The organism is Telluria mixta (assembly GCF_029223865.1).
GTDB classification, from domain to species: Bacteria; Pseudomonadota; Gammaproteobacteria; order Burkholderiales; family Burkholderiaceae_D; genus Telluria; species Telluria mixta.
This window is the reverse complement of sequence record NZ_CP119520.1, coordinates 3,635,943-3,648,699: the sequence shown is the minus strand read 5'-3', so window position 1 is coordinate 3,648,699 and position 12,757 is coordinate 3,635,943. Positions and strand designations below refer to the sequence as shown.

The 12,757-nt window shown below is 63.1% G+C and carries 7 protein-coding genes; 6 read left to right on the top strand and 1 reads right to left on the bottom strand.

Translation table 11 applies throughout. From position 1 onward, the window contains the following. The first annotated feature begins 41 nt into the window (after nt 1-41). The 6 genes from P0M04_RS16245 (at nt 42) to P0M04_RS16220 (ending at nt 9,841) form a co-directional block, all read left to right on the top strand. Nucleotides 42-1,157, top strand: coding sequence for a tartrate dehydrogenase (locus P0M04_RS16245; RefSeq protein WP_259451537.1), 1,116 nt, complete (start codon nt 42-44; stop codon nt 1,155-1,157). A 14-nt stretch (nt 1,158-1,171) separates the two neighbouring features. After that, nucleotides 1,172-2,653 carry an NAD-dependent succinate-semialdehyde dehydrogenase gene (locus tag P0M04_RS16240; RefSeq protein ID WP_259451538.1) on the top strand — a complete coding sequence of 494 codons (1,482 nt, stop codon included), beginning with the start codon at nt 1,172-1,174 and terminating at the stop codon, nt 2,651-2,653. Continuing rightward, a complete protein-coding gene (locus P0M04_RS16235; RefSeq protein ID WP_259451539.1) occupies nt 2,650-3,615 on the top strand; it encodes a M14 family metallopeptidase in 966 nt (321 codons plus the stop codon). The genes P0M04_RS16240 and P0M04_RS16235 overlap by 4 nt, the downstream gene beginning before the upstream one ends. Nucleotides 3,616-3,630: 15 nt before the next feature. Further along, entirely contained in the window at nt 3,631-5,577 is a 1,947-nt protein-coding gene (locus P0M04_RS16230; protein WP_259451540.1) for a PepSY domain-containing protein, read from the top strand. Between the two features lie 546 nt (nt 5,578-6,123). Next, nucleotides 6,124-8,676, top strand: a complete 2,553-nt coding sequence (locus tag P0M04_RS16225; protein ID WP_259451541.1) for a sensor domain-containing protein — start codon at nt 6,124-6,126, stop codon at nt 8,674-8,676. A 496-nt stretch (nt 8,677-9,172) separates the two neighbouring features. Continuing rightward, nucleotides 9,173-9,841, top strand: coding sequence for a LuxR C-terminal-related transcriptional regulator (locus P0M04_RS16220; RefSeq protein WP_259451542.1), 669 nt, complete (start codon nt 9,173-9,175; stop codon nt 9,839-9,841). 697 nt (nt 9,842-10,538) lie between these two features. Here the strand turns inward: P0M04_RS16220 and P0M04_RS16215 are convergent. Next, nucleotides 10,539-12,695: a TonB-dependent receptor gene (locus tag P0M04_RS16215; protein WP_259451543.1), complete on the bottom strand. Its 2,157-nt coding sequence runs from the start codon at nt 12,693-12,695 to the stop codon at nt 10,539-10,541. Between the last annotated feature and the right edge of the window lie 62 nt (nt 12,696-12,757).

Sequence of the window (12,757 nt, the reverse complement as noted above, 5' to 3'; positions counted from 1 at the left end):
TAAGATCAGGCCATCATTCACTGATTTCCAGGAACGGACTCATGGCCAAGCACTCATTCAATATCGCCGTCATCGCCGGAGATGGCATCGGCAAGGAAGTCATGCCGGAAGGCTTGCGCGTGCTCGATGCCGCCGCCCGGCGCTTCGGCATCGCGCTGCACTACAAACACATCGAATGGTCCAGCTGCGACTACCATGCGGTCCACGGCAAGATGATGCCGGACGACTGGAAAGCACAGCTGGCCGGCGTGGATGCGATCTATTTCGGCGCCGTGGGCTGGCCGGACGCCGTGCCCGACCATATCTCGTTGTGGGGCTCGATCCTCAAATTCCGTCGTGAGTTCGACCAGTACATCAACCTGCGTCCGGCCCGCCTGTTCGAAGGCGTGCCCTGCCCGCTGGCCAACCGCAAGCCGGGCGACATCGACTTCATGATCGTGCGCGAAAATACGGAGGGCGAATACAGCTCGGTCGGTGGCGTCATGTACGAAGGGACCGAGCGTGAAGTCGTCATGCAGCAATCGGTGTTCTCCCGTCATGGCACCGACAGGTTATTGAAATTCGCGTTCGAGCTCGCGCGCAAGCGCGAGCGCAAGCACTTGACGGTGGCCACCAAAAGCAATGGCATCGCCGTCAGCATGCCATGGTGGGACGGGCGCGCGGCGGAGATCGCGGCGGGCTATCCGGACGTGCGCTGGGACAAGCAGCACATCGACATCCTCTCGGCCCGCTTCGTACTGCAGCCGCAACGCTTCGACGTGGTCGCTGCTTCCAATCTGTTCGGCGACATCCTGTCCGACCTCGGCCCCGCCTGCACCGGCACCCTGGGCCTCGCGCCGTCGGCCAACCTGAACCCGGAACGCCGCTTCCCGTCGCTGTTCGAGCCGGTCCATGGCTCGGCGCCCGACATCTACGGCAAGAACATCGCCAATCCGGTCGGCATGATCTGGTCCGGCGCCCTGATGCTCGACTTCATCGATCAGAGCGGTACCGTGGGCCGCCAGGCGCATGACGCGATCCTGGCCGCCATCGAGCAGGTATTGGCGGAAGGCCCGCGTACGCCGGACCTGGGCGGCTCGGCCTCGACGACGGAGATGGGCAAAGCCATCGCCGCCGCGGTGGAACGGGCTACGTCTTCCACCCGCGACTTCACCTGACCAGGAATCCGATCATGTCCCTGACACTGACCCGCCCCGACCTGCTCGAGCAGCACAACTTCATCGCTGGCGAATGGTGCGACAGCATCGCCGCGCGCCGCTACGACGTCGCCGATCCGGCCACCGGCACTGTCTTCGCCAGCGTCCCGGACAGCACCGCGGAGGATGCCCGCCGGGCCACGGTCGCCGCGCACGATGCGTTCGAGAGCTGGCGCACCATGCCCGCGCGCGACCGCGCCCGCATCCTCAAGCGCTGGCACGCGCTGATCCTCGCTCATGCGGAAGACCTGGCCAGAATCATTTCGCGCGAACAGGGCAAGCCGCTGGCCGAAGGCCGCGGTGAAGTCGCGTACGGCGCATCCTACGTCGAATGGTTTGCCGAGGAAGCCGTGCGCACGTACGGCGACATGATTCCGGAACAGGTGCGCGGCCGTAAGCTGATGGTGGTGAAGGAAGCCGTGGGCGTGGTCGCGGCGATCACGCCGTGGAACTTCCCGCTGGCGATGATCGCCCGCAAGATCGCGCCGGCCCTGGCCGCCGGCTGCACCGTGGTGGCCAAGCCGGCGGAGGACACGCCGCTCACCGCGCTGGCGCTGGTGAAGCTGGCGCAGGAAGCCGGCGTACCGCCCGGCGTATTGAACATCGTGACGTCGTCACGCGAGCAGGTAGCGGACGTGGTCGGCGCCTGGCTGGTCGATTCGCGCGTGCGCAAGCTCACGTTCACGGGTTCGACCGCGGTCGGCAAGTACCTGGCGCGCGAATCGGCCACCACGCTCAAGCGGCTCTCGCTCGAACTGGGCGGCAACGCGCCTTTCATCGTGTTCGACGATGCCGACCTCGATGCGGCCGTGAATGGCTTGATGGCGGCGAAGTTCCGCAACGGCGGCCAGACCTGCGTCTCGCCCAATCGGATCTACGTGCAGGACGCGGTCTATGACCGTTTCGCGGAAAAGCTGGTCGCGCGCGTGGCGGCGCTGCGGGTCGGCCCCGCCACGCGTGAAGAGTCGCAGATCGGCCCGATGATCAATGCGCGCGCCGTCGACAAGATCGACAGCCACGTGCGGGATGCGGTCGCACACGGCGCCCGTGCGCTGGTCGGCGGCGCGCGCGTGCGCAACGAGATCGCGGACGGTCCGAATTATTACGCGCCCACGGTACTGGCCGACGCCACGCCCGAGATGGAACTGGCGCACGAGGAAACCTTCGGCCCGGTGGCGCCGCTGTTCCGCTTCCGCGACGAGGACGAGGTGGTGCGCCTCGCCAACGACACACCGTTCGGCCTGGCGACGTATTTCTATACCCGCGACATCGCGCGCGCATGGCGCGTGGGCGAGCGGCTGCAGTCCGGCCTGGTCGGTGTCAACGAAGGCGTGCTGGCCTCGGAAGCCGCGCCGTTCGGCGGCGTCAAGGAATCGGGCTACGGGCGCGAGGGCTCGCGCCATGGCCTGGACGACTACATGCAGACCAAGTACCTGTGCCAGGGAGGTGCGGCATGATGGCCACTCCGGAAACCTACCCGATCGAGATCGCCTTCCCGGACATCCGGCCTTATGCAAAGGGCAATACCGGGATCCCTTATGTGTTCACCTTCGACAGCGGCCTGCCCGGGCCGCACGTCATGATCAACGCCCTCACCCATGGCAATGAGGTATGCGGCGCGATCGCGGTAAAGGAGTTGCTCGACCTCGGTGTCAGGCCCCGACGGGGCAGGCTGACCGTGGCCTTTGCCAACGTGGCGGCCTATCTCACCTTCGATCCGGCCAGACCGGACGCGTCACGCTTCGTGGACCAGGACTTCAACCGCGTCTGGTCGCCCGCGATCCTGGACGACTTGTCGCGCGATTCGTCCGAATTGCGCCGCGCCAGGGAACTGCGCCCGTTGATCGATACGGTCGACTTCCTGCTCGACCTGCATTCGATGCACGAACGCAGCGCGCCCTTGAGTGTGAGCGGACCGCTCGACAAGGGCATCGAGTTGGCCCGACGCCTCGGCGTGCCCCCCACCATCGTCAGCGACGCCGGCCACGCCGAAGGACGGCGCCTGCGCGACTACGGCGATTTCGGCGCCGCCAATAGCGAACGCAACGCCCTGTTGGTCGAATGCGGCCAGCACTGGGAGGCGGGCGCGGTCGACGTGGCGCGCGACTGCTGCGCACGCTGGCTGCTCCTGTTCGACACCATCGAGTGGAGCGACCTGCCCGAGCGCTGGCTCAAGCCCCGGGACGAGCGGCCGCGCGTGGTGCGCGTGACGGACGCGGTGGTCGCCGCCGGAATGGACTTCCGCTTCGCCGCGCCCTACACCGGCCTCGAAACCTTCGCCGAAGCCGGCACGGTGATCGCGTGGAACGAAGGGCGCGAAGTGCGCACCCCCTATCCGAACTGCGTGCTCGTCATGCCGTCCCTGCGCCAGCTGAGGCCGGGAACCACGGTGGTGCGGCTGGGCCAACTGCTGGAATAGCGGCCAGGCGAACGCATGAACCACGCAACGACGCGGCGCGCCGCCGGCGTGCCCGCCCTGGTCGTCACCCTGCACCGCTGGATCGGCCTGGGCGCGGGGCTGCTGCTGCTCGTCGTTGCGCTGAGCGGTGCCGCCATGGTCTTCCGGCCCCAGCTCGAGCCGGCCGTCAGCGCCCGGCTGTGGCGCGCGTCCGCCTGCAACGCTGCCCGGCCGCCGTCGGCGCTGGTCGCTGCGGCCCGTGCCGCCAACCCTGGTGCCGGGACACTGACCGCGATCCGGATGCCGGGCGAGCGCGGGACCAGCGTGCGTATCAAATTCAGCGATGGACGCTGGGTGTTCGTCGATGCGTGCAGTGGCCGCGTGCTCGGGATCCAGCATGCCTACGGCGGGCCCTTTGGTACGCTCGAATGGATTCATACCTTCGGCACCGGGTCGATCGGTGCCGTCGTCGCCGGCATCGTCGCCGGCGCTGCGCTGGTGCTGGCGCTGGCCGGCCTGCTGGCCTGGCGGCCCTCCCCTCGGCGGCGCGCCGGCCTTGCCGCGGGAGCCCGGCGCCTCGCGTTGCATCGCCGGATCGCACCGTGGGTCGCGCCGGTGCTGATCGTCGCGGCGTTGACCGGCCTGCCGCAGGCACTGCCCGCACCACCCCAGGGGCCCGCCGTCGCGGTCGGCGGCCCCGCCCTGGACCAGGCGTGGTCGCAGGTGGCGGCCACACCGTGGCAACAGCTGCAATGGCGGATGCCGCGCCGCGCCGGCGCCCCGATCGAGATCGACGTGGCCGCAAACGATGCGCCCCATCCCTATGCCACGGGTGTGCTGCGCCTGGACGCTGCCAGCGGCGCGCGCATCGGCTACACGCCGTACGCCGCCACCGGCATCGGCCACCGCGCCTACGGCTGGGCCCTGGCCCTGCACTACGGCCTCGCCGGCGGGGTCCCGCAGCAGGCGGTGCTGTTCCTGGCCATGCTGGCGCTGCCCGTCCTGGCCTGGTCGGGCCTGGCCAGCTTCCTGGCGCGGCGGCGCGGCGCGTTGACGCTGCGGCTGCGCCGCACGTATCCGGTGGCCGACGGGATCCTGGCGTTCGAATTCACCCATCCGCTCGGACTGCGCCTGCCCGCATGGACCGCCGGGGCGCACGTGGACGTTTTCATCGCGCCCGGCCTGGTGCGCCAATATTCCCTGTGCGGCGATCCGCGTGACCGGTGCCGCTACACCATCGCCGTCCTGCGCTGCCGGCCTTCGCGCGGCGGCTCGCAGGCGATGCACGAGACGCTGCGACAAGGAAGCCTGGTCAGGGTCGGCATGCCGCGCAACCAGTTTGCGCTGGCGCCGCAAGCACGCCACAGCGTCCTGGTGGCGGGCGGCATCGGCGTTACCCCGATCCTGGCGATGGCCGACGCATTGGCCGCGCGCGGGGCGTCCTTCGAGCTGCACTACGCCTGCCGCAGCCGCGCGCACGCGGCCTTTCGCGAACGCATGGCGCATCTGGGCGAGGTGCATATGTACTGCAACGACGAGGGACGAACGCTGGCCCCTGGCGTTTTGCTGGCCGCACGCCAGGAGGGCACCCATCTGTACGTGTGCGGACCGACAGGGCTGACGCAAGCGGTGCTGTCCGAAGCCGCGCGGCGTGGCTGGCCGGACGAGTGCGTGCATACAGAGCGGTTCAGTCCGGCGGACGACGTGGCGCGGGGTCGCCCCTTCACGCTGCGCATTGCCAGCAGCGGTCGCCTGGTCGACGTCCCGGCCGATCGCAGCGCCCTGGCCGCCCTGGCCGATGCCGGCATCATCATCCCGTCCTCGTGCGGCCAGGGCTTGTGCGGCAGCTGCATCACCGGTGTGCTCGACGGGGAACCCGACCACCGCGACCACTGCCTCACGCCGGAAGCGCACGCCGCCAACGACTGCTTCACGCCCTGCTGCTCGCGCGCGCGGGGTGCGGGTCTGGTGCTTGATCTCTGACGATCTGCATGAAGCCGACGTAGAAGAACAGGAAAGCTATGCCAAAAGCTGCGCCGGTTGAGTTCGGCAATCGGAGGGGTACGCGACTACTCATCCTCGAAGCAAGCGCCACCCTGCAAAAGATTTCACTGACGCTCACAGGCATCCAGTGATCCATAAACGATTTATATTATTTACTTCGTTTTTCCAAACGCAGGACCAGCTTTGACAATTACCTACTCGCTCTTGTGGTCAGGACGAGTGAGTGAATTTCAAAATCTGCTAATGCATGACTCCGCCTGTGCGTGGTCGACGCAAGCGCGTCACGACGGCGGGTGCGCGGTATGTTCGCAAAAGACGTTAAGCTTCTTCGACAGCGTCTCGTATTCCACGCCCGAATCGATAATCATGTGCCCTGGAACACCTTCTGTTTCGCAAACCAGTCCAGTTGGACGAGACCGGGCGTCCTCCGCACCTGTCGAAGGTCCGACGCGGGGTGACGCCGATGTGGAATCGTCGGCGGTCCATAGCGCGACCTCGTCGATCGCGTTCGCGAATATTTCGGACGTGATCTACCACCTCAAGGTTGAGGGCGACGACGAATACCGTTTTGTTTATGTGAATCCGGCGTTCTATGCCGCGACGATGCTGGAGCCCTGCCAGGTGATCGGCAACCGGGTGGAGGATGTGATCCCATCCCCCTCACTATTGATGGTCAAGGATGCTTATCGCCGCGCCATCCGGACCGGCATGACCCAACGCTGGGAGGAAGTCAGCACCTATCCTGCAGGCCGCAAGGTTGGCCAAGTCACGGTTACGCCTGTTTTCGACGAGAAGGGACGCTGCACGGACCTGGTCGGCACCGTCCACGACGTTTCGCGTCTTGCCGATCGGGAAGATGAACTTCGTTCGACACAAATCAAGCTGCAATCGGCGCTGGGCGAGCAACGCACGCTGGCACATGCGCTGCGTGTGAGTGAAGAACGCCTGAACCTGGCATTGAGCAGCGCGCGCGAGGGCGTCTGGGACTGGAAGGTCGACGACGACACGATCTTCTATTCCGACCAGTGCAAGAAGATTCTCGGACTGCCACTGAATTGGACAGCCGCAAGCTCGACTACATACATCAAATGGATCCATCCCGAGGACCGTGCAGCCGTGCTGGACCGGGTCAGGTACTGCTTGCAGGTGTCGGAGCCGGGTGCTCCAGAATCATTCTTCAGCTGCGAGTATCGACTGCGCCATGCAAGCGGAAAATGGATCTGGGTTCGCTCGCAGGGCTGCGTTGTCGAGCGTTCCAGCGCCGGAACCGCGGTGCGGATGGTCGGTACCATGGCGGATATCACGGAAACGGTCGGCCTGAGGCAGCAGGTCGAGGCCAGCCAGGCTCGCATCCTGAGCCTGACGCAACAACTGCCGGGCGCCGTGTTCGAACTGCGGATGGACACACGGGGCTCGCTTTGCTGCGACTATGTCAGCGACCAGGCGGAGAATCTGTTCGGTTTGACACCGCGCCAGATTCGCGCTGGCTGGGAGACGCTGGTACATCGGATTCACGCCGCAGACAGGGATCGGATGTATCGCCGGCTGCAGCGCTCGGCGGCGACGCTCAAGCCCTTCCGTTTCGAGTTCCGGGTTGACGTTCCTCGCGCCGGCGAAGGCTGGCGCGAGGTCAACGCCACGCCAACCCGCGCACCGGAGAGACAAGTCGTATGGTGCGGCTTCGTGAACGACATTTCCGAACGCAAACGTAACGAGATAACGATCCGAGAATTCAACGAAGTTCTCGAGCGGCGCGCGCACTACGACGCATTGACCGGCCTGCCCAACCGGACGCTGTTCCGCGATCGCCTGGAACAGGGCATTCGTCAGGCTGGCGCCGCCGGTGGCCAGTTGGCTCTCCTGTTCGTCGACCTCGACCGCTTCAAGGAGGTCAACGACCTGCTCGGCCATGATGCAGGCGACATGTTGCTGGTCGAAGCTGCACGAAGAATCGAGCGCTGCGTGCGCGCCGGCGACACGGTCGCGCGTCTCGGCGGCGACGAATTCACTGTGATCCTGACTGAAGCGCATGAGCTGGAACATGTCGAACAGACAGGCCAGCAGATACTCGAGGCATTGTCGACGGCGTTCTCGCTCAAGTCGGAACAGGTCTACGTTGCTGGCAGTATCGGCATCGCTCTGTATCCACGCGATGCGGGAAATTCGGAAGAATTGATGCGTAACGCCGACCATGCAATGTATCGCTCAAAAGCGGGTGGCCGCAATTGCATGACGTTCTACGAGGCATCCATGCAATCGAGCGCCATGCAGCGCCTGACTTTGATCGCCGATCTGCGTCGGGCGCTGCCCGAGCGGCAGTTCGTTCTCTACTTCCAGCCCATCGTATGCCTGTCAGACGGTGCGATCGCCAAGGCGGAGGCCCTGCTGCGCTGGCACAGGCCAGGAACAGGACTGACCTTGCCGGATCAGTTCATCGTTGTTGCCGAGGACTCCGGAATCATCCATGAACTCGGCGATTGGGTGTTCGATCAGGCCGCCTCCATGGCGGTGCGCTGGACGGCAATGCTGGGGCAGGACTTCCAGGTCACGATCAACCGCTCGCCGATCCAGTTCCAGCCGAACGCGCCCGGCCTGGACTGGGTCGCCCATCTGCGCGCGCGTGGGCTGGACCCGGCATGCATCAACGTCGAAATCACCGAAGGCGTGTTGTTGAACCTGTCGGACGACGTGCAGACGCAATTGGACACGTTAAGTGCGGCTGGCGTCGACTTGGCCATCGATGATTTCGGCACCGGATACTCGTCGATGAGCTACCTGAAACGACTCGATATCGATTACCTGAAGATCGACAAGTCGTTCATTGCCGGACTCGGCACGGATGTAACCAGCACGACGATCACGGAGACGATCATCGTGATGGCGCACAAGCTCGGACTGAAGGTCATCGCCGAGGGCGTCGAATCGGCGGTCCAGCGCGACTGGCTCGTAAAGCACGGCTGCGATTTCGCTCAAGGGTTCCTGTTCTCCTACCCCTTGCCGGCCAAGGATTTCGAGGCGAGGCTCACGGGCGAGGTGCCCTGGTCCGAGCGGCTTTTCGAAAATTCCGGCGAGACCTAGCCGTACCTCACCTGAGCGCTTGGCGGTTGCCGCACGTCAGGTCTTCTTGCGCATCATTATGAGCGGTACGCCGAGCGCGTTGAGTATTCGCGAAATAATGCACATAATCACATTTTGAGTCCCCACCATTTTAACTGGCTTCTATTTCCCAATAATCGATTGATGAAATTCCTATAGGAAACCAAGAAAAGTAAAAATACAAAATATGCAAGTCACATTGCTTTGATCGCGGCGAAAATATATTCTTCATCCTTTTGGTAATCACATAGACCACAAATTTTGCACCGCAGCGACAAATAATAAACTACATGTCATCATATAAATGATGCGTGTGCACGTTTGGCAAAAATCCTTGTTCTCATCGACTCATAACGCTAAAATTTTCTGAATTGATCTAGATTTCATATCGAATATCTCATCGTTTCCTAGTCTTAAGGGTATTCCATCAGAACATCCGTCTGACGGTTTACTGTAGGAAAATATTGGAGAAGTATTGATGCAGTTGCTAATGGCAGATTGCGACGATTTGGCTCGAGAAGGAATTCATTCAGTAGTAAGCCGTATCAGTGCGAATGTTTCGATCAACGAAGCAAGAACTTTCATTAAACTCATTGAAGCTCTTTCGTTGCGAAAATATGATCTCGTCATTGTGGAACCGTTGGCTATCGGAAAAAATGTCGCTGAAGTCATCAAGCACATTCGCGCGGTCGCTCCGGAATCAAAAATTCTGATATTTAGCCAACTGAACGAAATGACACACGGGGCCCTTTCCATAGCCTATGGAGCGAAGGGATTTCTTATGAAAAACTGCTCGATTGAGGAATTCGTGACCGCTGTGCGACGGATAGAAATGGGGCGAGTCTATGTTGGTGCTGCTTTGGCAAGTCAACTTGCGACTTCCAGCCCCCATCGATCAGGATATTTGCCGCACGACAGCTTGACTGAAAAAGAAAAGCTTGTCTATTCAATGCTGGTTTGCGGCATGCGGGTAGTTGAAGTTTCCAAAACACTGAATCTGAGCCAAAAAACGATCAGCACCCACAAATCGCGGATATTGTCGAAATTTCGCCTTCAAAGTTTTGCTGATTTACTTAATTATACGATCGCATACGGTTTGATCGACGAGTGCCGTTTACGGGTGAAAAATTTTAACAATAAAACCTAGAGTGAGCTGAGAAATGCCCACGATTCAGGGCTATTTTAACCCCTGCGATTCCTCACGCCTGCTGGCGACGCCACCGTCCAGCCATATTGTTCCTCAAGCAAATTAGCATGATTGTCTCCGATTGGCGCCGCGACTGCGGCGCACGCGTTCGCGCGCCGGTAATCCGTCATACATTTCCAAGCAAGTCGGCATAGTGAGTACTGGGTTGTGATCTTGCCGAATTTCCAAACAGTAAAATGCACTACGCGTGGATTGAGCGCTGAGGCCGCATAGTCATGCTCACTGCCGCAAACTAAATGTTTCGGCCGCGGGTATGGCTGGGAAATACGGGTATGCTAGGCGCTAGACTCGCCTGTCAAATTTGAGCTCCTTGCGTTCATGGATCAGTACTGGCCCAATCCACCCACAAGCGCCGATACGCCCGAGCTGGCACTTAACCGCCAGACGCTTGTGAACAGGTTCAATGTCGTTGTGGGGCCGCGTACGCCCCAAGAGCTGGAATTTCAGGCAACGTTTGTTTTAGGAAACGTCTCGTACGACGATGCGGTCTCTTTCGTGAGGTTTGCCGAATATGTGATATGGGCGGGCCGCCGCTGGAAAACCTACCCTACTTGCTGACGCGAACATAGGCAGAAAAAAGCCCGCCGTCCCGATGAGAGCGGCGGATTCCCGACCTGCCCGGATGGCAGGCCGTCCGCTAGAATTGCGTCCCTGCCCGCACACCGTACGTCCGCGGCGCACCGACGCCGAAGCCGCCCGGCACCAGGCTGTCGAGCGTGATGCTGTTCTCGATGTTGCGCACATACGCCTGCGCGTAGTAGTTCTGCGCCGGCGCCGTATAGGTCACGGCCACGTCGCTCTTGCGATAGGCCGGCTGCCGGTAACGAACGCCTGCGGACGGGTCGCTGATGAAGTAGGCGCCGTTCAAGCGCGTCCCGACGCGGACCTGCACCGTCGCGCCGTTCTCCAGCCCGAACGTGTGCGCATAGCTCAGACTCGTGTTGTAGGTTGGCGCCCGGTCGATCTGGCTGCCGGACCAGTCGTCGTTGACGTTCGGGCGGTAGCGCTTGAACTTGCCGTCGGCGGTGCCGAGCGACAGATTGAACTTGTCGTCCGGCGTCGCGTTGAAGGTGGCTTCCGCTTCGACGCCCTTGACGGTGGCGTTCGACGCGTTGGTCGTCAGCACGCCGCAGTCGGACCCGGTCGCGGTGCCGCTGCACACGACGGACGTCAGCTGCATGTCCTTGTAGTCGTAATGGAAGACGGCCGCGCTCATGCGCAACCGGTTCGCGAGGAAGCGTCCCTTGATCCCGGCTTCCACCGAGGTCAGATTCTCTGGCTTGTAGGGCGAGCCACTGGTGTCGTTGAAGCCGCCCGCCTTGTAGCCGGTGGACAGGCTGCCGTACGCCATCACCGCCGGCGCCAGGTCGTAGTCGACGGCCAGGCGGAAGTTGGACTTCGCGCTGTGCACATGGGCGGTGTAGCCCGGCCCGGTCGTGCTGCCGCTGAGCGGATCGTGGCCGGACTTGTCGTCGCGCGTCGTGCGCGCGCCCGCCGTCAGGCGTAGCCGGTCGTCGAGGCGATAGGTCAGCTGCCCGAACGCCGCTCTGGATTCGTTGACGACGGTGGGCGTGAACAGCAGCGTGATCACCGGCCCGGGCGTGACCGTGTTGTACGACGAGGCGCGATAGATGTCTTCGTCGAAGCGATAGACGCCCGCCACCCAGCTCAGTGCCGTGGGGCCGGACGAGTTCAGGCGGATCTCATGGCTGCGTTGCGTCGATTCGCCGTTGATCCGGTTATACATCGGAAATCCGAAGTATGTCCCGTTGTTCAACTGGTCGACGTCGGCGTGCAGCCGAGCAAACTGGTACGTCAGGTCCGCCGCGTCACCGAGGCGCGTCTTGAATTCCGAGCGCAGCGTCGTCGCCACGTTGTTCCGGTGCGAGCCTACGTCCGCGTAACGGGCCGCAGCGGTCAGCTGCGTATTGGCCCCGCGGTCCACATACACGGGATTCGCCAGGTTGTTGCCGCCGAGGAGCGGCGTGCCGGTGAAGAAGTTCGTCAGGGGCACGGTGCTGGCGCCGTTGCCGCCGTTCTTGGCGCGCTCCGCCGTCAGCAGCCACGACGTCTGCGGCGTGAAGATCAGCAGCGCATGCACGCGGCCGGCGGTGTCGTCGCGGTCGTCCAGGCCGATCGTGTTCGGGCCGGGGCGCAGGTATGTGTCGTGGCGGATCTTCGCCGCGGCCGCGCGCAGCGCGAGCACGTCGTTGACCGGAATGTTGATCGCGCCTTCGACGCGCCGCGTCGCGTAATCCCCGATCTCGACATCCACGCGTCCCTCCAGCTTGCGGGTCGGCTTGTTGGTGATCAGGTTGATCGCACCCGCAGTGGCGTTGCGTCCATACAGCGTGCCTTGCGGGCCCCGCAGCACCTCGATGCGCTCCAGGTCGAGAAAGCTGCCCAGCTGCGCCTCGGTGCGTCCGACGTAGGCGCCGTCGACGTTGAAGGCGGTGGACGAATCGCCCTTCTCGGTCGTGTCCAGGCTCACCACGCCCCGTATCGCGACTTGCAGCATGCCTGTATCGGTTGTGATTTGCACGTTCGGCGCCAGCTCCGTCAACGCCACCGGATTCGTCGCGCCGGCCTGGCGCAGGTCGTCCCCGCCAAGCACCGACAGGGCGAGCGGGGTCTTCGACGCAGGCTGCGCGGTCTTCTGCGCGGTGACGATGACTTCCTGGATGACGTCCTGGGCGGCCGCATGGCCTCCCCAGAGTCCCGCAAGAATCAGGGAGTGACGCGGCAACGCGCGCAGCGCGCGCAGATGGCGGCTCGATACGGTTTGTTCTGGCAAATCTGTCTCCGATGATTTGAATGATGTCGACTGTCCCACGCGAGCCTCGGCATCGGCGATCG